The organism is Collinsella sp. CLA-JM-H32B (assembly GCF_040098065.1).
Classification (GTDB): Bacteria; Actinomycetota; Coriobacteriia; order Coriobacteriales; family Coriobacteriaceae; genus Collinsella.
This window is the reverse complement of record NZ_JBBNNA010000002.1, coordinates 202,908-224,293: the sequence shown is the minus strand read 5'-3', so window position 1 is coordinate 224,293 and position 21,386 is coordinate 202,908. Positions and strand designations below refer to the sequence as shown.

26 protein-coding genes are annotated in these 21,386 nt (G+C 60.5%); 2 read left to right on the top strand and 24 right to left on the bottom strand.

The features are described 5' to 3' along the window. Positions 1-16: 16 nt before the first annotated feature. Positions 17-859, top strand: coding sequence for a Cof-type HAD-IIB family hydrolase (locus AAA138_RS03035; protein WP_349089500.1), 843 nt, complete (start codon positions 17-19; stop codon positions 857-859). Between the two features lie 101 nt (positions 860-960). Here AAA138_RS03035 and AAA138_RS03030 read toward each other — a convergent pair whose 3' ends face one another. From AAA138_RS03030 to AAA138_RS03020, 3 genes are all read right to left on the bottom strand, one after another. After that, a complete protein-coding gene (locus AAA138_RS03030) occupies positions 961-2,781 on the bottom strand; it encodes an adenine deaminase C-terminal domain-containing protein (RefSeq protein WP_349089499.1) in 1,821 nt (606 codons plus the stop codon). Positions 2,782-3,060: 279 nt separating this feature from the next. After that, entirely contained in the window at positions 3,061-4,272 is a 1,212-nt protein-coding gene (gene tyrS, locus AAA138_RS03025; protein ID WP_035137437.1) for a tyrosine--tRNA ligase, read from the bottom strand. Positions 4,273-4,369: 97 nt separating this feature from the next. Further along, a complete protein-coding gene (locus AAA138_RS03020; protein WP_349089498.1) occupies positions 4,370-6,340 on the bottom strand; it encodes a U32 family peptidase in 1,971 nt (656 codons plus the stop codon). A 165-nt stretch (positions 6,341-6,505) separates the two neighbouring features. On the opposite strand from AAA138_RS03020, the gene AAA138_RS03015 reads away from it, so the two are divergent. After that, a complete protein-coding gene (locus AAA138_RS03015) occupies positions 6,506-8,689 on the top strand; it encodes a PBP1A family penicillin-binding protein (protein ID WP_349089497.1) in 2,184 nt (727 codons plus the stop codon). Positions 8,690-8,871: 182 nt separating this feature from the next. On the opposite strand, the gene AAA138_RS03010 is transcribed toward AAA138_RS03015, so the two are convergent. The 21 genes from AAA138_RS03010 to rplE form a co-directional block, all read right to left on the bottom strand. After that, complete coding sequence (locus tag AAA138_RS03010) at positions 8,872-9,309, bottom strand: ArgR family transcriptional regulator (protein WP_006235280.1); 438 nt, start codon at positions 9,307-9,309, stop codon at positions 8,872-8,874. A gap of 132 nt (positions 9,310-9,441) precedes the next feature. Then, positions 9,442-10,482: a glycosyltransferase gene (locus AAA138_RS03005; protein ID WP_349089496.1), complete on the bottom strand. Its 1,041-nt coding sequence runs from the start codon at positions 10,480-10,482 to the stop codon at positions 9,442-9,444. A 161-nt stretch (positions 10,483-10,643) separates the two neighbouring features. After that, a complete protein-coding gene (gene truA / locus AAA138_RS03000; protein WP_349089494.1) occupies positions 10,644-11,468 on the bottom strand; it encodes a tRNA pseudouridine(38-40) synthase TruA in 825 nt (274 codons plus the stop codon). Positions 11,469-11,560: 92 nt separating this feature from the next. Next, on the bottom strand, positions 11,561-12,028 hold the full coding sequence (gene rplQ, locus AAA138_RS02995; protein ID WP_055252240.1) for a 50S ribosomal protein L17: 468 nt from the start codon (positions 12,026-12,028) through the stop codon (positions 11,561-11,563). Positions 12,029-12,058: 30 nt separating this feature from the next. After that, positions 12,059-13,000, bottom strand: a complete 942-nt coding sequence (locus AAA138_RS02990; RefSeq protein ID WP_006235276.1) for a DNA-directed RNA polymerase subunit alpha — start codon at positions 12,998-13,000, stop codon at positions 12,059-12,061. 32 nt (positions 13,001-13,032) lie between these two features. Further along, positions 13,033-13,629, bottom strand: coding sequence for a 30S ribosomal protein S4 (gene rpsD / locus AAA138_RS02985; protein ID WP_006235275.1), 597 nt, complete (start codon positions 13,627-13,629; stop codon positions 13,033-13,035). A gap of 19 nt (positions 13,630-13,648) precedes the next feature. Beyond that, positions 13,649-14,053, bottom strand: a complete 405-nt coding sequence (rpsK, locus tag AAA138_RS02980; protein ID WP_006235274.1) for a 30S ribosomal protein S11 — start codon at positions 14,051-14,053, stop codon at positions 13,649-13,651. Positions 14,054-14,067: 14 nt separating this feature from the next. Beyond that, positions 14,068-14,442, bottom strand: a complete 375-nt coding sequence (gene rpsM / locus AAA138_RS02975; protein ID WP_022094275.1) for a 30S ribosomal protein S13 — start codon at positions 14,440-14,442, stop codon at positions 14,068-14,070. Between the two features lie 14 nt (positions 14,443-14,456). Further along, complete coding sequence (gene rpmJ, locus AAA138_RS02970; protein WP_006363204.1) at positions 14,457-14,570, bottom strand: 50S ribosomal protein L36; 114 nt, start codon at positions 14,568-14,570, stop codon at positions 14,457-14,459. A 147-nt stretch (positions 14,571-14,717) separates the two neighbouring features. Beyond that, entirely contained in the window at positions 14,718-14,936 is a 219-nt protein-coding gene (infA, locus tag AAA138_RS02965) for a translation initiation factor IF-1 (RefSeq protein WP_035137443.1), read from the bottom strand. Between the two features lie 104 nt (positions 14,937-15,040). Beyond that, entirely contained in the window at positions 15,041-15,829 is a 789-nt protein-coding gene (map, locus tag AAA138_RS02960) for a type I methionyl aminopeptidase (protein WP_195503615.1), read from the bottom strand. After that, positions 15,826-16,452 carry an adenylate kinase gene (locus tag AAA138_RS02955; RefSeq protein ID WP_055252238.1) on the bottom strand — a complete coding sequence of 209 codons (627 nt, stop codon included), beginning with the start codon at positions 16,450-16,452 and terminating at the stop codon, positions 15,826-15,828. The genes map and AAA138_RS02955 overlap by 4 nt, the downstream gene beginning before the upstream one ends. An 18-nt stretch (positions 16,453-16,470) precedes the next feature. Beyond that, positions 16,471-17,757, bottom strand: coding sequence for a preprotein translocase subunit SecY (gene secY / locus AAA138_RS02950; protein WP_035137447.1), 1,287 nt, complete (start codon positions 17,755-17,757; stop codon positions 16,471-16,473). Then, positions 17,751-18,200, bottom strand: coding sequence for a 50S ribosomal protein L15 (gene rplO, locus AAA138_RS02945; protein ID WP_006235267.1), 450 nt, complete (start codon positions 18,198-18,200; stop codon positions 17,751-17,753). Before rplO ends, secY begins: the two co-directional genes overlap by 7 nt. A gap of 3 nt (positions 18,201-18,203) precedes the next feature. Further along, on the bottom strand, positions 18,204-18,386 hold the full coding sequence (gene rpmD / locus AAA138_RS02940) for a 50S ribosomal protein L30 (RefSeq protein ID WP_006235266.1): 183 nt from the start codon (positions 18,384-18,386) through the stop codon (positions 18,204-18,206). A 2-nt stretch (positions 18,387-18,388) separates the two neighbouring features. Continuing rightward, positions 18,389-18,913 (bottom strand): 30S ribosomal protein S5, encoded by a 525-nt coding sequence (gene rpsE / locus AAA138_RS02935; RefSeq protein ID WP_006235265.1) that lies wholly within the window; start codon positions 18,911-18,913, stop codon positions 18,389-18,391. Positions 18,914-18,927: 14 nt separating this feature from the next. After that, entirely contained in the window at positions 18,928-19,296 is a 369-nt protein-coding gene (gene rplR / locus AAA138_RS02930; RefSeq protein WP_006235264.1) for a 50S ribosomal protein L18, read from the bottom strand. Between the two features lie 75 nt (positions 19,297-19,371). Beyond that, positions 19,372-19,908: a 50S ribosomal protein L6 gene (gene rplF, locus AAA138_RS02925; RefSeq protein WP_006235263.1), complete on the bottom strand. Its 537-nt coding sequence runs from the start codon at positions 19,906-19,908 to the stop codon at positions 19,372-19,374. A 33-nt stretch (positions 19,909-19,941) separates the two neighbouring features. Beyond that, positions 19,942-20,340, bottom strand: a complete 399-nt coding sequence (gene rpsH / locus AAA138_RS02920) for a 30S ribosomal protein S8 (RefSeq protein WP_006235262.1) — start codon at positions 20,338-20,340, stop codon at positions 19,942-19,944. A gap of 119 nt (positions 20,341-20,459) precedes the next feature. After that, a complete protein-coding gene (locus tag AAA138_RS02915) occupies positions 20,460-20,645 on the bottom strand; it encodes a type Z 30S ribosomal protein S14 (RefSeq protein ID WP_022094280.1) in 186 nt (61 codons plus the stop codon). A 79-nt stretch (positions 20,646-20,724) separates the two neighbouring features. Next, complete coding sequence (gene rplE / locus AAA138_RS02910; protein ID WP_006235260.1) at positions 20,725-21,282, bottom strand: 50S ribosomal protein L5; 558 nt, start codon at positions 21,280-21,282, stop codon at positions 20,725-20,727. Positions 21,283-21,386: the final 104 nt, after the last annotated feature.

The window sequence follows — 21,386 nt, the reverse complement described above, 5'->3', positions numbered from 1 at the left end:
GAAAGGATCGCAGCGAATGATTGTGTTTTCCGATATGGATGGAACGCTGCTGACGAGTGATAAGCAGATGAGCGACGCCACCTGGGCGATGCTCGACGAGCTTGCGCGCCGCGGTATTGAGTTTGTGCCCTGCACGGGGCGCCCGCTGTCGGGCATCTTTGAGCCCATCCTCGCCCACCCCGCCGTACACTACGCGGTCTGTGCCAACGGTGCCAGCGTCTGGCAGCTCGACGACGGTACGCCCACCGATGCCTCACGTGCTACGCGCATTTTGAGCCGACCGCTCGACCGCGCCATCGCCCGCCGCGTCCACAGCATTGCCGTCGGCCATGACGTCACCTTCGATATCTTCGCGGACGGGCAGTGCTTCCTCCCCCGCTCGCTCTACACGCGCCTGGACGAGTTCTGTGGCGGCGACCCCCACATCGCGGCTTCGCTCAAGCGCACGCGCACGCCGATCGACATGGATATCGACAGCAAAATCGACGAAGTCGAGGTGCTCGAACGCATCGCTATGTACTGGCACGATCCGGCCGACCGCGACGCCATCACGGCGGAGCTCGATACACTCGGCGGGATCGAGGTCACGCGTTCGTACGCCATGAATATCGAGGTTATGGGCGAAGGCGCTACCAAGGGAACGGCACTCACGTGGCTATGCGAGCATCTGGGCGAGCGTCTCGCCGACGCCTGGGCCTTCGGCGACAACATCAACGACATCCCCATGCTGCAGGCAGCGGGCCACGGCATGGCCATGATCAACGCCGAGTCCGAGGACCGCGACGCCGCCGACGCCATCACCGAGTTCGACAACGACCACGACGGCGTCGCCCGCACCATCATGACCGCCCTCGCCTAGTCATTGGGGACGTTCTTAAACGACTAGTCATTGGGGACACTCTTCGCGAAAAGCTGCAAGGACTGTCCCCCACTGCCGGGCAAAAAAGGAACGCCTAATGACTAGTCAGCGTAGGTGAAGGTGGTGACGTCGAACATGCCCTCGGGGCGGATGCGGAGCGTCGGGATCACCGGCAGGGGCAGGAAGATGATGCCCATGATGGGATCGAGCGGCGGCTCAATGCCCATGGCGCGCGCCTTGACCATAAAGTCGTCGTGCTGTGCGGCGACATCCTCGGCCGTGCCCTCGCTCATCAGACCACCAAGCGCCAGCGGAATACGCGCCACGACCTCGCCGTTGCGCACCAGCACGTGGCCGCCCTGGCCAACAGCCTCGACGGCAGCCATCATATCGGCAGCGTTATCGCCCACGACGCATACGTTGTGCGAATCGTGGCCAATCGTCGAGGCGATGGCACCGCCCGTGATGGTAAAGCCGCGCACCCAGCCACGGCCGATATGCTTGCCGACGAGCCCCATGCCGGCGGGACCGTCGCCATCGGCGCCCTCGGCCTGCAGCGACACGCCGCAACCGTGACGTTCGATCAGCATAATGCGGCGCAGACCCTCGGCATTCTCGGGACGAACCATGCCCGTGATGGCCTTGCCCGGCACCACGTCGATCACGGCCTCGCCCGGCTTAAAGGCATAGTCGAACACGTCGAGCGATAGCTTCGGCAGCTTAACGGAAGCACGCAGCTCATCGGCAAGCGCTGCGACCTCGGCGGTCTCGGGCGCAACCTCGCCCACAAAAGTGCCGTCCTGTGCCACGAGCGCGCCGGCTGCATACACGCGATGCGGAGCCGTGGCAAACGTCAGGTCGTTGAGCACCAACAGGTCGGCACGCTTGCCCGGGGCGATGGCGCCACGCAGCTCGTGCGGGTCGCGGCAACCGTGGTCCAGGCCAAACGCCTCGGCCGTGGACAGGGACGCCATAGAGATGGCAACCACGGGGTCAATACCGGCCTCGATTGCCACGCGGCAGGCGTTGTCGATCATACCGGTCGAAAGCGCGTCGGAGGGAGCGCGGTCATCGGTCGCAAAACAGCAGCGGCGGGCACGGGCGGGGTTCTCCAGCAGCATCGGCGACAAGTTGGCCAGGTCGTGGCTACACGTACCCTCGCGCAGCATCACATACATGCCGCGGGACAGTTTGTCGAGTGCCTCCTCGGGAATCGTCGACTCGTGGTCGGCGATAATACCCGCCGCGGCATAGGCGTTGAGGTCCTTGCCGGCAACGAGCGGCGCATGGCCGTCAACTTGCTTGGACGGCGTCTGGTTAGCGGCATCGATGCGAGCGCAGGTCTCGGGGTCGGCCATAAAGACACCCGGCAGGTTCATCATTTCGCCCAGACCAAAGACGTCGCCCGGGTGCTCGGCAAAAAACGCCTGCATATCGGCGGCGGTAATCACAGCACCCGCTTGCTCATCGGGCAGCGCGGGCACGCACGAGGGCATCATGTACTTGATGGAAATGGGCGCGCGACGGCCGTCCTCGATCATAAAGCGCAGGCCGTCCAGGCCGGAAACGTTGGCGATCTCGTGGCTGTCGGCAATGGCAGTGGTGGTGCCGCGCGTCGCCGCCATGCGCGCATACTCGGCGGGACGGATGTTCGAGGACTCGATATGCAGATGTCCGTCGATAAAGCCGGGGGCGATATAGCGACCCTGGCAGTCAATGACCTCGGCAGCCTCGTAGGTACCGGCGGCATCGTCGCGACCGTCGTAGAGCACGCCGACGATTACGCCGTCCTTGACGGCAACGCTACCGGGCGCCACGCGCTGACCGTACACGTCGACAATCTGCGCATTGGTGAACAGCGTGTCGACGGGCACACGACCCTCGGCTGCATCGATCACAGACCTCATGACCTCAACGGACATACATACTCCTTTAACTGTAAAAATAGCTGCGGAGCGGACGAGCCTTCACCGCAGCAAGCCAATAGCAATTGTATGCCCAAAAGGAGGTCCCGCTAACACCCCATCCGCTTAACGGCACCGCCAAATGATCCCTTGGGTGCGGAAGAAAAGTTGCGGTGGAATAGTTCCTGCCTGGGCGCCGTATGGCATTTTTAGGAACTATTTCACCGCAACTCAAAGGGCCGCAGCCGGAATCGTTCCGGCTGCGGCCCTATTGCACATGTTAGGTTGACCTACTTGCTAGACCAATTTAAAGCCCTTGCGCTTGCCTACGGAGAGGGTGTCGCCCAGCTTGAGGGCGCTGGGGTCGATGTTGTAGCTCTTGGGAGCCACGGCCTTGCCGTTGATCTTGACGCCGCCACCGTCAATGTCGCGACGGGCCTGGCCGGCGCTCGCCGAAAGGCCCAGGTCCTTAAGCAGGCCTGCGAGGTAGATCTGGCCCTCGTCGTTGACGGTCAGCTCAACGTGCTTCTCGGGGAAGTCGGCAAGCTGGCCCTCCTTGAACACGCGGTCGAACTCGGCCTGAGCCTCGTCACCGGCACCGGCGCCGTGATAGGTATCGCACAGGTCGCGGCCCAGTGCACGCTTGAGCTCATAGGGGTCGGCGGAACCGTCGGCCAGGGCGGCGTCGATCTTGTCGACCTCGGCCGGGGTGAGCGAGCTGGCCAGACGATAGTACTTGCCGATCATTTCGTCGGGGATGGACATGGTCTTGCCGAACATATCCTTGGGAGCATCGGTCAGGCCGATGTAGTTGCCGTAGGACTTGGACATCTTGCGCACGCCATCGGTGCCCTCGAGCAGCGGCATGGTAAGCGCGATCTGCGGCTCCATGCCCATCTTCTCCATGAGCTCGCGACCAGCGAGCAGGTTGAAGAGCTGGTCGGTGCCGCCCATCTCCACGTCGGCCTTGATCTGAACGGAGTCGAAGGCCTGCATCACGGGGTACAGGAACTCGTGCAGGGCAATCGGCGTCTGGGACTGGTAGCGCTTGGTAAAGTCATCGCGCTCGAGGATGCGGGCGACGGTGAACTTGGAGCACACCTGCAGCAGGCCGGCCAGATCCATCGACAGGATCCAGTCGCCGTTGTGCACGATGGTGGTCTTCTCGGGATCCAGGATCTTCATGGCCTGGCTCACGTAGGTCTCGGCGTTAGCCTCGATCTGCTCCTGCGAAAGCTGCGGGCGGGTGGAGTTCTTGCCCGAAGGATCGCCGATCAGCGCGGTACCGTTGCCGATGATGAGGGTGACGTTATGACCCAGGTCCTGGAACTGACGCATCTTGCGCAGGGGCACGGCATGGCCCAGGTGCAGGTCGGGGCTGGTGGGATCGACGCCGAGCTTGATGTTGAGGGGCTCGCCCTTCTCAAGCTTCTTGCGAAGGTCGGCCTCGGGGACGATCTGCGCTGCGCCCGAGGTGATGATACGCATTTGCTCGTCGACAGACAGCATTGGGTATCCTCCTTTTGCTATAGCACCCTCACCGGATACGGCGGTGCTCGAAGTTCATAAACCCACTAATAATAACCAAAACGGCGCGGCCGAACACCTACGACAGGAAAATCCTCGTCCTGCCGCACGCGTCGATAACGACCGGCAAACGCGTGCCGTCACGTTCGACCAAAAAGCGCGTCTGCTGACGGCGCGAGCAGTCACGGCAACGGACCTGCCCCATCGCATCCGTGGCGCAGGCGCCCTCGGCAGTCAGCAAGCAGTGCTCGCACACCATGAGCTCGGGACGGTCGGCGTCGACAGCCCCCAAGACACCGGGGCAAGCGGCAAGCTCGGCAACGCGCTCCGCGTCGTCGGCGACAAGCTCGGCAGGCAAATACACACGGCCCGCGCCGAGTCCGCGTAGCCAGGCAAGCGTAACCCGGTTCGCGCAAAACACCGGTGCCGCAACGTCAAACGCCACGCCCAGCTCACACGCCATCGCCACCTGTCCCAGATTACGGCAGACGACGCGCCCGGCACGCCGCATAAGTGAGCGGGTACGCGAGGCATCGGCCGCGCGACAGACCTCGTCGAGCACCACGGTCGCATCGGACAGGTCGCGCTCGCCACACGAGTCGGCATCCATCAGCTGCCAGGCAAAGACCATGCGAGCGGAAGCCCCCTTTTCCGTCGGCTCCGCCAACGCCGCCTCGGGCACGTCGTCAACAGTCACGGCGCCCTCAAAGGGCAGTATCTCAACGGCTCGTGCAACGGGTACGACCGCGTCCGCCTCGACCCGCATGCGCTTTAGCGCCGTCGCCGTCTGCTCCAACACGCCGGCGCTGCGAATCAGGTACACCTCGCATCCCGCATCGACCTTGCGCTTGCAGTGCACGACAACGCGCTCCCCCGCCGCTGCATCCACCGGGCAGGGCACCTGGGGCCAGCGCTTGGGCACATCGGGGCGCGCGTCGGCACCCGGATAGAACCGGATCTCGAGCGTGTCGCCCGCGGCAACGGCGGCATCGAGCTCGACGGTCACCTCTTCGTGACCCACCGTCACCAAGTGGCCCACGCGCACGCCCTGGTTGATCGCACGCTCAAAGCTCATGAGCTCAGCACCCGATCGCCCCCGCAGATATGCATCGGTAAACCCGCGGTTGAACGACCTGCCCAGCTCGCGCTCGAGCGCCGACACGGCAGCGGCATCCCACGCGCCATCGCGCAGCATATCAAGTGCACGACGCCACACCCGCACCACGTTGAACACGTAGTCGGGGTTTTTCATGCGCCCCTCGATCTTGAGCGACGCCACCCCGGCCCCAACAAGCTCGGGCAGGTGCGCAATGCCCAGATAGTCGCGCGGGCACAGCAGACGATCGCCCTCCACGGAAACGACGCTCTCCCCCGCCTCGTCCACCAGGTCGTACGCCAGGCGGCACGGCTGTGTACAGTCGCCGCGCATCGCCGATCGTCCACGCCGCAGGGCCGAAAACTCGCAGGCGCCCGAATATCCAATGCAAATCGCGCCGTGGCAGAACACCTCGATAGGCACGCCGGTAGCACACAGGGCGGAAATCTCGTCGACCGCCAGCTCGCGGGCGGTCGTCACACGCTCGACCCCGAGCTCGTCGGCAGCCAGCCGCACGGCACCTTCGCTATGGACGCCCGCCTGTGTGGACAGGTGAATCTCGACCCCGGGAATCGCCGCGCGCAACGCGCAGGCCAGACCGGCATCCGCCACGATCAAGGCATCGGCACCCAACTCATGCGCGTGTGCCCCCAGCGCCACCGCGTCGGCCAACTCGTCATCGAACACAAACACGTTGAGCGTCACGTATACACGCACGCCGTGCGCATGCGCCACGGCACAGCCGCGGGCGAACTCGTCGTCGGTAAAGCCGTGCGCGCTCACGCGGGCGTTAAACCCGCCCAGGCCCGCATAGATGGCATCGGCGCCTGCTGCAATCGCCGCGAGCATCTGATCGAGTCCCCCGGCAGGCGCCAGCAGCTCGGGCAGCGCCGCCTCGGCAGCCCCCGGCTCGTTATCGCATTGTCCACTCGGCCCCATCGTCCGAATCGCCATCGGCAAACTCCTTACCAACAAGGTATGCATTCACTCTGAAAAATGCCGTCATCCAGCATACACGAGGCCTCGCGCGCCTCGTTTGGTTTATCGTGTAATAACTTATGTCCATCCTGCCCCAGCGGCGCACCCGCCGCCCGGCACGACATACCTGGAGGTCAATATATGGGTCCTCGCCAACGACAGGGACGCAGTCGTTCCAAGACGCATGCCCTGCCCATGATTCTGCTCTCGTTCTTGGGCTTTTTGCTCATCGCGGGCGTAGCGTTTGGCATCGGCATGATCGGCAACGTCAACCGTTGGCTGTCCGATCTGCCCGACTATACCGACGCCAACGCCTATCTGGTGAGTGAACCCACCGAGATCGTCGATTGCAACGGCAACAAGATCGCGAGCTTCTACACGCAAAACCGCAAGTCCGTCACCAAGGACCAGGTCTCTCCGTACGTGCTGCAGGGCACCGTCGACGTCGAGGACGAGCGCTTCTACGAGCACGGCGGTATCGACCTGTGGGGTATCGCGCGTGCCGCCGTGGCAACCGTCTCCGGTGGCCACGAGGGTGCATCGACCATCACCCAGCAGCTGGTACGCAACACCATCCTGCAGGAGGAGCAGTTCGATTCGACCATCGAGCGTAAGGTGCGCGAGGCCTATATCGCCATCAAGATGGAGGAGATGTACTCCAAGGACGAGATCCTCATGATGTACCTCAACACCATCTATTACGGCCACGGTGCCTACGGCATCGAGGCCGCAGCCGAGACGTATCTGTCCAAGAGCGCCGCCGACCTCACCCTGAGCGAGGCCGCGCTGCTCATCGGCCTTCCCAACTCGCCTTCGCAGTACGACCCCACGGTCAATCCCGATCTGGCACTGTCTCGCCGCAACAAGGTTCTCGACAACATGCTGCGCCTGGGCCACATCACCCAGGAGGAGCTCGACGCCGCGCAGGCAGAGCCCATCACCCTCAACGTAACCGAGATTTCGGGCAGCGGCGTCGACGTGTATTCGCAGCCCTACTTTGTCGCCTATGTTAAGCAGCTGCTGGAGCAGGAGTTCTCCACCGACGTGCTGTTTAAGGGCGGCCTAACTGTCAAGACCACCATCGACCCCACGATGCAGCAGACTGCCGAGGAGGCCGTGCGTGCCCAGCTCGACACGCTTTCGCTCGACGGCCTGGACATGGGCATGGTCGTCGTCGACCCCAAGACCGGCTACATCAAGTGCATGGTGGGCGGCTACGACTATAACGCCGACGAGAACCACGTGAACCACGCCACGGCCAAGCGTCCCGTGGGCTCCACGTTTAAGGCCTTTACGCTGGCCACTGCCATCCAAAACGGCATGAACCCCAACGTCACCCTCAACTGCAACTCGCCGCTCAAGGCTAAGGGCACCACGACCGAGGTGCAGAACTACGCCAACCAAAGCTACGGCACCATCACGCTCAAGCAGGCGACGGCATACTCCTCCAACACCGGCTATATCCAGGTTGCAGAGGCCATCGGCAATAACAAGATCATGTCGCTCGTCAAGAAGCTCGGCATCGATCCCTCTAAGGACAATATCGAGGACGTTCCCGTCATGACGCTCGGCACCGGCTCCATCTCGCCGCTCGAGATGGCCGCGGCCTATGCCACGTTTGCCAACGGCGGTTACTATCGCCAGCCGATCGCCATCACCGAGATTGATTCGCGAACTGGCTCGGTACTGTACCAGCACACCGATAACCCCTCGCAGGTGCTCTCCACCGGCGAGGCCGCGGCAGTGACCGACGTCCTGACCGGCGTCATGCAGGGCAGCGGCACGGGTGCCGCCGGCGCTCTGAGTGTGAACCAGCCCTATGCCGGCAAGACAGGTACCACCGACAACACCACCAACCTGTGGTTCTGCGGCTATACCCCGCAGCTGGCATGCGCCCTGTGGACCGGCTACTCCGCAGGTGAAATTCCCATCCAAAAGTACGGCACGGACCTGCTGGGCGACAGCACTAACCTGCCCGTCTTTAAGAAGTTCATGAACACCGTCCTTGCCGGCACCGAGCGCGAGGAGTTCCCGACCGGAACGGCCCCCACGTATAAGAACAACAACGTCTGGAAGTTCTACGGCACCAGCAACACCAAGAAGGCGGAAAGCGACACCGAGGACAAAGACGAGGAAGAGACCACGACTACGACAACCACGACTACAACCACGACCACCGAGACCACGGGCGGCAACACCACGGGTGGCACCGGAACGACCGGCGGCTCGACCGGCGGCGACGGTAGCGGTGGCGAAGGCGGCGGCGAGGGCGGTTCCCCCACTCCAACGCCTACGCCCACGCCCGATCCCTCTACGGGTCAGTAGGCACCCAGCCATAGCCAAACAAAGGCGCCCGAGCAGATCAATGCTGCTCGGGCGCCTTTTTCACGCGAAACTTCACACACGCCTCAACACGATGCGATAAAAACAGGGCGCCGACCATCGTCGACGCCCCATAAAAGTCGCTATATGCGCTCGTACTGCGCTATCCTCACGCGCCACCTCGCCTACTTACGAGAGTTGCTCAGCTTGTTGATGAGGGCCTCCAGGCGCTCGCCGTCCTCGGCGGTCTGGGCGATAACCAAGATGGTGTCGTTACCGGCGAGCGAACCGAGCACGTCGGGCAGCTCGGCGGCATCGACCGCAGCGGCAATGCCCGAAGCGGTGCCAGGCTGAGCCTTGATCATAACCAGGTTGTCGGTGCGCAGAACGCCCGTTACCAATTCGGAAACCATACGCTGCAGATGCAAGTCCTCAGCCAGGACATAAATACCCTCGGGAAGCTTGCGCAGCCCCATATCGGCAATGTCGCGCGAAACGGTCGCCTGCGTGCAATCGAAACCCATGGCACGGAGCTCGTCTACCAGCACGCGCTGCGTGCGAACATCCTTGTTGCGCACGATATCTCTAATGGCATCCTGGCGCCCATTGCGTTTTTTAGCCATACAAAACCTCACTCCATAGATGGCGGAGACAATCAATCAGTGATTGTATAGTTTAGCGCTATTTAAGGGTATTTGTGAATAAGAACGCATTTCGAAACAATTCCATGCAAGATTGTTTCGAACATAGCCGTCTTAAGCAGTTTTGACGCCCGTCCGGTTAAAAAAAGCGGCCAGGTGCGTATACATCACGCAACGCGCAGGCTTGGCACTGGCAATCGGTCCAAACAACAGGCCGAGTCCACGATGGTTATCCTTGAGTGCCGCGGCCATCTGACGAGTTCGAGATGCATCGAGCATATCACGCATACGAGCGGAACGCTCAATTGAAGAAACCCCATGCGGGCTCAAGCACAAATTTTCGATGCAGGCGACCAGCCCGGCGAAGTAAAACATATGGCTCGCAACCGTTAGCTGCGTGTCACCGCCCGCCTCTACAAGCGAATCAGTAAGCTCGTCGAGCGCCCGGGCGTCATCGGTCAGCTTGGCAAACAATGTGGGGTCAAAAGCATCTGTAAGCCGTGGCGCCACCGCATGGAAACAGGCGCCACCGCACCCGGATATGCGTTGTGCCTGCGAAAGGGCACATGTCATAAACCCAATCGAGCGAAGCGCACGGCCGCGCGACAAACACGTCTCGAACAACGAGCGGCTGTACATCACACCGGAAGTCTGGGCAATCAAGCCGCCGGAAATCATCTGAGGCAGACCAGCCGCCAAAGAAGCACGGTCATCGATCGCAAGAGAGGTGGCATCCAGCACGCGCGAATGACGCTCACGATGAGCATCGTAGCGGTCGAGCGATGCCGTGGGAATCACCATGTCTGCCGCAGCATCGCACGCAACATCGACCATCTTGGAAAGAGACTGTGGGGCAAACCACTCGTCGGCGTTCATGGCAACAATCTGCAATCCACGCGAGGCGGCAAAACCAGCCTTGAGACATGCTCCGTGCGCCGAATCCTCGACGTCAATCAAATCGATGTGAATATCCCTGCCGGCGGCAACTTCGAGCGAATGGTGCACGCCCGGCGCAACGTCGCGACAAACCACGACAATTTGCAGGTCATAGAGGTCTTGGTTCTGGACGCTCTCGAGCGCGCGCATCGCATAGCTGGGCGAACCCTCAACAATAAGGATCACCGAAAGTCGCGGATGCGAACCACGTCGAACCAAGTTTTCCGTCCTCTCGACAGCGCCAAATCAAACCGTCGTTCATGGTACACCCGAGCTATAAAAGCAACGAGCCGCCTAACATGTTGCACGCCAAGAACAGATGTTGCACACGCGCAGCTCACACATAGTATGTGCCAGGTACGGACGCGCCGAGCACTCCCCTAGTCGAGCACGACAAGCTCGTCGGGGCCGTAATCCACACCCATAAACGTAAGGCCGCAGGCAGGCGCCGTGGGACCCGCAGCGGTACGGTCGCAGGCATCAATAACCTCGCGCATCCACTGGGGATCGCGGCGATGCATGCCGATCTCCACGAGCGTGCCCACAATAGTGCGCACCATCGAATGTAAAAATGCGTTGCCCTCAATGGTAAACGTCAGGATATCCTCGCCAAAAGCGACCTCGTGGCCAAACTCGGCACGCATCACGCAGCGGTGCGTGGGCTTGCCCACGGCAGAGGCGACCTTGCAAAAGCTCTTAAAGTCCTGTTCGCCCAGCAGCTCTGGACAGGCCGCAGACATAGCCTCGACGTCCAAGGGGTAGCGATGCCACCACACCGCACCGCGCGAGAGCACGGGGCGTGCATCGCGATCGGCAATGCGGTACGTATACGTACGCGACCGCGCGTCAAAGCGCGCAGAAAAGCCCTTACGGGCCTTGTAGACCTCGTTTATGGCGATATCTTTAGGCAGGAGGGCATCCATAGCCCTCAGCCATCTACGGCGCGTACACGCCAGCTCAGCGTCCGTTACGGGCACGCTAATATACTGCGCTACCGCATGCACACCGGCATCGGTACGCCCCGCACACGTCAGATCGATTGGGCGGCGCAGCAGCGTCTCGATAGCGCGGCGCAACTCGCCCGCAACGGTCGTCTGGCCCGGCTGCTCGGCAAATCCGCTATAGGACGAGCCATCGTAAGCCACGCGGAATACGAGCGTAGCATCAAGCTCTGGAATCGAATTGAAATCAGACGGCGCGGTCATGGGCGCTCCCAACAAACAATCAACGGTATCGCGACAAAAAAAGAGGGGTACGCGAACGTACCCCTCGAATATAGCCTATGCAGACGGATTGTCTACTCAGCGGTCTCCTCGGCAGCGGTCTCCTCGACAGCCTCGACCTTCTTGGGAGCAGCGGCCTTCTTGGGGGCCGGAGCAGCCTTCTTGGCCTTAGGCGTGCAAGGCTCAGTGACGAGCTCCATGATAACGATAGGAGCGTTGTCGCCCTTACGGTTACCGAGCTTCATGATGCGGGTGTAACCGCCGTTGCGGTCCTGCCACATACCCTGAGCAGCCTTGTCGAAAATCTCGGCAACGAGCTGCTTATCGCCGAGCTTGGCGATGGCCAGACGACGAGAGTGCAGGTCGCCCTTCTTGGCCCAGGTGATGATCGGATCGACGACCGAACGCAGCGCCTTAGCGCGGGTCTCGGTGGTCTTGATGCGGTCGTTCTCGAAGAGGGCCTTGGCCAGGCTCTTCTTCATGGCCTTGGTGTGGCTCGCATCGGTGCCGAGCTTCAGGCCCTTCTTAACGTTGTGACGCATGGTCTAGTTTCTCCTCAAATATGCGAAGCATTAAGCCTTCAGGCTCAGGCCCATGGACTCAAGCTTGTCCTTCACTTCCTCGATCGACTTAACACCGAAGTTACGGATGTTAAGCAGATCGTTCTCCGAGAACTCAACGAGCTGACGGACCGAGTGAATGCTGGCGCGCTTAAGGCAGTTGTAGGAACGGACGGAAAGGTCCAGATCCTCGATCTGCTTGTCCAGCTCGGCGTTGTCGTTGGTGACCTCGGGAGCGAAGATCGAAGCCTCCTCCTCGACCTCGGGGGTCTCGGCAAGGTTCATAAAGGCAGCCATATGCTGGTTGATGATATTGGCAGCCTGGACCACGGCGTCGCGCGGGGCGATGGAGCCGTTGGTCTCGATCTCGAGGACAAGGCGGTCGTAGTCGGTGTGCTGACCGACACGGCAAGCCTCAACGAGCTTGGCGCAACGGGACACCGGCGAGTAAAGCGAGTCGACGTGGATCACACCGATGGGATCGTTGTCGCGCTTGTTAGCCTCGCCAGAGACATAGCCGCGGCCATAGCCGATGCGCATGCTCATGGTGAGATGGCCACCCTCGGTGAGCGTAGCGATGTGCTGCTCGGGGTTGACCAGCTCAAACTCGGACGGAATAAAGAAGTCCGCACCGGTGACCTCGCAGGGGCCGTCAACCGAAATGGTGGCGGTCGCCTCGTCGGTCGTGCCGAGAGCCCTGAAGACAAGACCCTTGACATTCAGGACGATGTCGGTGACATCCTCGACCATGTTAGGGATGGTCATGAACTCGTGCTGCGCGCCATCGATCTGAATAGCCTCGACGGCGGCACCCTCGAGTGAGGACAGAAGAACGCGACGAAGGGAGTTACCCAGTGTATCGCCGTAGCCACGCTCGAGCGGCTCGACGGAGACACGAGCAGACGTCTCGTTAATCTCTTCGACCTGAACCTGAGGCCTAATGAATTCTGACATGTATTACCTCCAGCCTCAGCAGCCCGGATGGACTACTTAGAGTAGAGCTCGACGATGAGCTGCTCGTTGATATCACCGCTGATCTGCTCACGCGTCGGCAGAGCGAGCACGTTACCAGACAGCTTCTCGATATCGACCTCGAGCCAGCCAGGGACCTCGAAACGCTCGGAGGAAATCAGGGCCTCCTTGATGGGGAGGAGGTCACGGAACTTCTCGCCGACAGCGACGACGTCGCCGGCCTTGACGCGGTAGGACGGGATGTCCACGCGCTTGCCGTTCACGGTGAAGTGACCGTGACGGACGGACTGACGAGCCTCTTTGCGGGTGCGGGCGAAGCCAAGACGGAAGACGACGTTGTCGAGGCGAGACTCAAGGATGATCATGAGGTTCTCACCGGTGACGCCGTTCATCTTACGGGCCTTGTTGAAGTAGCCGTGGAACTGCTTCTCCAGAACGCCATAGATGAACTTGACCTTCTGCTTCTCGCGCAGCTGCATGCCGTACTCAGATTCCTTGCGACGGCGCTTGGGCTGACGGATAGATTCCTTCTTGCTGCTGTAACCGAGCTCAGCGGGATCGATCCCGAGCTGACGGCAGCGCTTAAGAACAGGAGTCCTGTCGATTGCCATATTGATACGATCCTTTCAGTTACACGCGGCGACGCTTCTTGGGGCGGCAGCCGTTGTGCGGGATGGGGGTCTTGTCCTGGATGCTCGAGACCTCGAGGCCAGCAGCCTGGAGGGAGCGGATGGCGGTCTCACGACCGGAGCCGGGGCCCTTGACGAAGACGGAAACCTTCTTCATGCCGTGCTCCATGGCCTGCTTGGCAGCAGCCTCGGCAGCCATCTGGGCAGCGAACGGCGTGGACTTACGGGAGCCCTTGAAGCCCACCTGGCCAGCCGACTTCCAGGAAATGACGTTGCCCTGGGGATCGGTGATCGAAACGATCGTGTTGTTGAACGTAGAACGAATGTGAGCCTGGCCCACGGAAATGTTCTTACGGTCCGCGCGCTTCAGACGGGCAGCGCGAACGTTCTTCTTAGCAGTAGCCATCTATCTAGCGCTCCTTATTTCTTCTTCTTAGCACCGATCTGACGCTTCGGGCCCTTGCGGGTACGAGCGTTAGTGTGGGTGCGCTGGCCGCGGACCGGGAGGCCCTTGCGGTGACGAAGGCCGCGGTTGCAGCCGATGTCCATAAGGCGCTTGACGTTCTGGTTGCGCTCACGGCGGAGGTCGCCCTCAACCATGATCTGGTTCTTATCGATATAATCGCGGATGGCGTTAACCTCATCCTCGGTGAGGTCCTTAACGCGCGTATCCACGTTAACGTTGCACTCGACGCAAATCTTCGTCGCAGTGGTGCGGCCGATGCCGTAAATGTAGGTCAGACCGATCTCAACGCGCTTCTCACGCGGGAGGTCGACACCATTAATACGGGCCAACGTAGTCTCCTCTCTTAACCCTGACGCTGCTTATGACGGGGGTTCTCGCAAATGACGAGGACCTTGCCATGGCGCCTAATGATTTTGCACTTATCGCACATCTTCTTGACCGAAGGACGTACCTTCATCGTTCTTCCTTTCGGTAGCGCTCAAACTACTTCCCTACTATCTACTCGCCCAGCCGCAGGCGTTTAAAACTATGGCTGGTCTTCACACGCAAACCGACCGTAGGTTGAGCTAAGCCTGCAGTCGGAAAAGAGCGTGTATGCGTGCCGCTATTTATAGCGATAGGTGATGCGGCCGCGGGTCAGGTCGTACGGGGAAAGCTCCACGACAACCCTGTCACCGGGGAGAATGCGGATGTAATTCATTCGGATCTTGCCAGAAATGTTGCACAGAACCGAATGACCGTTCTCGAGCTCAACCTTAAACATGGCGTTGGGCAGCGGCTCCTTTACCGTACCCTCGAGCTCAATTGCGTCTTCCTTCTTCACAAGCAATCATCTTTCTCTAGAAAACGACAGCGATTGAGTATTCTACAACACGTATGCACGCATCTTAATAACTTCGTAATGGCTCCACAACTAAGTGGAACTTGTTACATTTCTCCGCCTTGGAGCGAACACCAAGCACCTTGCGCATCCGTGGTGAGAATCACCGGGCCGTCATTGGTAATGGCGACGGTGTTCTCGTAGTGCGCGGCGGGCAGGTGGTCGTTGGTCGTGACGATCCAACCGTCGGAACCCGTGCTCACATGGTTGGAACCCATCGTAACCATCGGCTCAATGGCAATGACCATGCCGGCCTGGAGGCGAACGCCCCTCCCCTTCTTTCCATAGTTAGGAACGTTGGGGTCCTCGTGCATCACGCGGCCAATGCCATGGCCCACATAATCACGAAGCACGCCGTAACCGTGAGACTCGGCGAGGGACTGAACGGCATAACCGACGTCCCCGATATGGTTACCGGGAACAGCCTGCTCGATGGCAGCCTTAAGGCAATCGCGCGTGATCTCGCACAAAGCCTTGGCTTCGGGCGTGGGGGTGCCGACGAAAAACGTCCAAGCGTTATCGCCGACCCAACCGTCAACGACAGCTCCCGTATCGATGGAGATGATATCGCCATCGCGCAGGATCATGTCGGGGTTGGGAATACCGTGTACCACGGCATCGTTAATCGATGCGCAAATGGTTCCGGGAAACCCGCCGTAACCCTTAAAGGCTGGGATGCCACCATGCATGCGGATAATCTGCTCCGCGAGCTGATCGAGCTCAAAAGTCGAAACGCCGGGGCGCACCATGGCTCCAACGTGGCGGAGCGCCATCTTAGATAGCGCTCCTGCCTTCTTCATCTGCTCGATTTGCGTTGCAGACTTAATCTTGATCATAGACCGAGAGCCTCTTTGACATCCCCGTACACGGTCTCGCGAGCCTGGTCACCGTTGACCGACTTGAGCAGACCCTGGCCACGATAGTAGTCGACGAGCGGGCTCGTGGACTTCTCGTAGACGTCGAGACGGTTCTTGATGGTCTCGGGCTTGTCGTCGTCGCGCTGATACATCTCGCCGGCGCACTTGGGGCAGGTGGCATCGGCAGCAGTGCCGGTGTAACCGCAGGCGCGGCAGGTGCGACGCGAAGACAGACGATCGATGATGACCTCGGGGGCCACATCGACCAGAAGGGCGCAGTCGATCTCGCGACCCATGGCGGAGAGCTCGGAATCGAGCGTCACGGCCTGGGCGGTGTTGCGCGGGAAGCCGTCGAGGATGAAGCCCTGCTGGGCGTCATCGGCGGCAAGGCGCTCCTTGACAAGGTCGATCACGAGCTGGTCGGGAACGAGCTCGCCAGCGTCCATGTACTTCTTAGCCTGAATACCAAGCTCGGTGCCACCCTTGACGGCAGCACGCAGCAGGTCGCCCGTGGAAATATGGGCGACGCCAAACTCGGCGACGAGCTCCTGTGCGACGGTGCCCTTACCGGCACCCGGAGCTCCGAGCAATACGAGGTTCATGAGCAATCCTCCTCTAGCCTATTTAAAGAATCCATCGTAATCATACATCTTGATCTGGCCTTCGAGCTTATCGACTGTGTCGAGCACGACGCCGACCATGATGAGGATGGACGTGCCGCCAAATGCCTGGATCAGATGGTTACCCGTGAAGGAGAAGATGATCGAAGGCACGATGGCGATGAGCGCCAAAAAGACAGCGCTGGGAAGCGTGATCTTGTTGAGCGCGTTCTTGATGTAGGCCGCGGTAGCCCTACCCGGACGCACGCCCGGAATAAAGCCGCCCTGCTTCTTAAGGTTGTCGGCCGTGTCATCGGGGTTGAACACCATTGAGGTGTAGAAGTACGCGAAGAACACGATGAGGACAACGTTAAGCACCCAGTTGAGCCAACCGGTCGAAAGCGCGGAGGCAACTGCCTGGATCCAGCCGATGCCGGGGAAGAACACGGCAATCTGAGCCGGGAAGTACAGCAGCGCCGAAGCGAAGATGATCGGCACGACACCCGCGGTGTTGACCTTGATGGGCAGGTAGGTGGTCTGACCACCCATCATGCGACGGCCCACGACGCGCTTAGCGTAGGAGACCGGGATGCGGCGCTGGCCGCGCTCAAGGAAAACAATCAGCGGGATAACCAGCAGGATGATGGCGCAGATGATCACCATGGTGATGATGCCACCGGCATTGCCCTCGGTGCTGGAGAAGATAGCCTGCGGCAGACCGGCCATGATGTTCGCAAAGATGATCAGCGACATGCCATTGCCGATACCGCGCTGGGTGATGAGCTCACCAATCCACATGATCAGCATGGCGCCCGCAGTGAGCGTGCCGACGATCATGAGGTCGAAGATGATCTCGGGAGCGCCGGCGCCATTGAAGCTGATGCCGAAGCTCTTAAAGAGGAAGAGGTAACCCACGGAGTTGAGGATTGCCAGAGCAAGGGTGAGGTAACGCGAATACTGCGTAATCTTGGTCTGACCGACCTCGCCCTCGCGGGCAAGCTCATGCAGGGAAGGCACAACGGCCTGGAGCATCTGGAGGATGATCGAGCTGGTGATGTAAGGCATGATGCCCAGCGAAAACACCGACACATAGCTCAACGCGCCGCCAGAGAAAAGATTCAGGAGGGCCATAGCACCTGCGGCGACCGAATTGTTATCGGTCGAGAAAAGGCCCAGCATCCCCTGGAAGGGAATGCCGGGCACAGGAACGTGCGCACCAATGCGGTACACGACGAGCATAGCTATGGTAAAAAGAATCTTTTCGCGCAATTCTTTGATGCGGAAAGCATTCTTAAGACCATTTAGCACGGCAGCTCGACCTTTCCGCCGGCGGCCTCGATCTTGGCCTGCGCAGAAGCGCTGACCTTGTCGACCTTGACCGTGAACTTCTTGGTGAGCTCACCATTGCCGAGCACCTTGACGGGCTCGAACTCGCTCTTGGTGATGCGAGCGGCCTTAAGAGCGGCACCGTCGATCACAGCGCCGTCCTCGAACTTACGCTCGAGACGCTCAACGTTAACAGCGGTGTACTCGATACGACGGGGGTTACGGAAGCCCGGAAGCTTGGGCAGGCGCATAGCCAGCGGAGTCTGGCCACCCTCGAAGCCGGCACCCTTGGTGCCGCCAGAGCGGGAACCCTGGCCCTTCTGACCGCGGCCAGAAGTGGTGCCGTGACCCGAAGAATTGCCACGGCCGACGCGCTTGCGGTTCTTGGTGGAACCGGGCGCGGGAGTAAGATCGTGAAGCTGCATTTGCTACTCCTCTACAATCTCGACAAGGTGCTTGACCTTGAAGATCATGCCGCGGACGGACTCGTTGTCAGCAATCTCGCGAACCTCGCGGATCCTGTGGAGACCGAGGGCACGGACAGTACGGACCTGGTCCTGCTTGCAACCGTTGGTGCTGCGGACCTGCTTGATCTTGATGGTGTCAGCCATGCTTAGTTCTCCTTACCGACGAACATCTCGGAGACCGTCAGGCCACGGCGAGCCGCGACGTCCTCAGGGCTGGAGAGCTCCTTGAGGCCCTCGACGGCAGCCTTGATGATGTTGAGGCCGTTGTCGGTACCGAGGGACTTGGACAGGACGTTCTTGATGCCAGCAAGCTCAAAGAGGGGACGCACAGCGCCGCCGGCGATAACGCCGGTACCCTCGACAGCGGGCTTGATGATGATGCGGCCGGCACCAAAGTGGCCGAGAACCTCGTGCGGGATGGTGCCCTGCTCGGTCACCGGCACGTGGAACATGTTCTTCTTGGCATCGAGAGATGCCTTGGAGATGGCCATGGGCACCTCAGCGGACTTGCCCATGCCAACGCCGACGTTGCCCTTGCCGTCGCCAACGACGACGAGAGCGACGAGGCTCATGCGACGACCACCCTTGACGGTCTTCGACACGCGGTTGATGTAAACGACGCGCTCCTCGAACTCGGAGGCCTCGCGCTGCTGCTTCTGATTACGAGCCATGTGCTACATACCTCCTAGAACTCGAGACCGGCGGCACGAGCACCGTCGGCGAGGGCCTTGACGCGGCCATGGTAGATACGGCCACCGCGATCGAAGGCGACCTTGGTGATGCCGGCCTCGATGGCGCGCTTGCCAACGAGCTGACCGACCTTCTCCGCAGCCTCCTTGTTCGAGGTGTGGGTGCCCTTGAACTCGGCCTCGAGGGTCGAGGCAGAGACGAGCGTCAGGCTGGAGCCCTTGCTGTCGTCGATGATCTGGGCATAGATGTTGGCGTTAGTACGGGTCACGCGAAGACGCGGACGCTCGGAGGTACCCGAGACCTTGCCGCGAACACGACGCTGACGACGCTTGAGGCCTTCCAGCTTCGCCTTATGCTTGTTCATACGTAAACTCCTAAAAAGGTTGATCTTGCCAGCACCTGACGGGGTGCTGGTCTTATGCGAGTGAGTCGGTTACGACTACTTGGCGGCCTTACCCAGCTTGCGGCGGATGTGCTCGCCAACGTAGTGGATACCCTTGCCCTTGTAAGGCTCGGGAGGACGATGGCCGCGGATCTCAGCGGCGATCTGACCGACCTGCTGCTTGTTGATACCCTTGACGTTCACGTGGGTGTTGTCGGGAACCTCGAAGGTGATGCCCTCGGGAGCCTCGACGATCACGGGGTGCGAGAAGCCCAGGGAGAACTCGAGGTTCTTGCCCTTCTGCTGCACGCGGTAACCGACGCCGGCGAGCTCGAGCTTCTTCTCGAAGCCCTCGGAAACGCCAACAACCATGTTGTGGATGAGGGCGCGGGTGAGGCCGTGGCGGGCACGGGTCTCACGCTCGTCGTCGGGACGGGAAACGGTGAGAACATTGTCCTCGACGTTGATAGCGAGCTTCTCAAAGACATCGAGCTCGAGCTGGCCCTTGGGGCCCTTGACGACAACGTTGTTGCCGTTGACTGCCACTTCGACTCCGGCGGGAATCTGGACAGGCTTATTACCGATACGAGACACGGTGATCTCCTTTCCTTCTACCTACCGAGCGAATTACCAGACGTAAGCGATGATCTCGCCGCCGACGTTGTGCTTGCGAGCATCGCGGTCGGTCATGACGCCATGGCTGGTGGAAATAATGGCGGTACCAAGGCCACCGCGGACGCGGGGCATGTCGGCAACGCCGGTGTACTTACGCAGGCCCGGCTTGGAAATGCGGCGGATGCCGTTGATGACCTTAGCCTTCTTGGGACCATACTTAAGCGTGATGTGCAGAGTCTTCTGGGGAACGGTGTCCTCGACATCGTAGCCCTCGATGTAGCCCTCCTCGTGCAGAACACGAGCGATCTCGACGAGCTTCTTGCTGCTCGGCATGGAGACCGTGGCCTTGTTCACAGAGTTAGCGTTACGGATGCGCGTAAGCATATCTGCGATCGGGTCTGTAAGGTTCATACAGATTCTCCTTCGTTCTTGATGAACACGTGCTCTTGGTTCTTCACCGCCCTTAACGGCAAAGCCTTTTTAGCGCGTTTTCCCTGTTCCAAACGGATGCTTGAAACGCTGGTAGTGACTTACCAGCTGGCCTTCTTAACGCCGGGAAGCTCGCCCTTGAGTGCAAGCTCACGGAAGCAGACACGGCACAGGCCGAACTTGCGGTACACAGAGTGCGGACGGCCGCAGCGCTGGCAGCGCGTGTACTCACGAGTAGAGAACTTCTGCTTGCGATTGCACTTGACGATCATCGATGTCTTAGCCACTTATATCCTCCTCACATAGAGTATTGTTCGCCCCAAGCGCCGCCCCCTTGTGGGAACGGCGCTTATAGGGCAGGTGAACCTATTTCTTGAACGGGAAACCGAAGGCGTCCAGAAGGGCCTTGGCCTCCTCATCGGTGTTGGCGGTGGTCACGAAAGTGATGTCCATACCACGCTGGTGATCGACGGAGTCGAAGTCGATCTCGGGGAAGATGAGCTGCTCGGTGACGCCCATGGAGAAGTTACCACGGCCGTCGAAGCTCTTGGCGGAGATGCCGCGGAAGTCGCGGATACGGGGGATCGCGACGGAGGTCAGACGATCGAAGAACTCCCACATACGGTCGCCACGCAGGGTAACCTTGCAGCCGATCGGCATACCAGCGCGCAGGCGGAAGGTAGCGATGGACTTGCGGGCACGGGTGATCATCGGCTGCTGGCCGGTGATGGCGCGCAGGTCGCGCACGGCACCGTCGATGGCCTTGGAATCGGTAGCGGCCTCGCCGACACCCATGTTCACGACGATCTTCTCAAACTTGGGGATCATCATGACGTTCTCGTACTGGAACTTGTCCTGAAGCTGCTGCTTGACCTCATTGTTGTACTTGGTCTTCAGACGCGGCACATACTTCTCTTCTGCCATTGTTCACTCCTTCTTGGGGTTTTAAGCACGGGGCGTGGCCACGACGGGTTGTCCTCGTGCCTCCTGGCTGCATCCGCGCCGCTCATGGCATTTCGCGGTTTGGA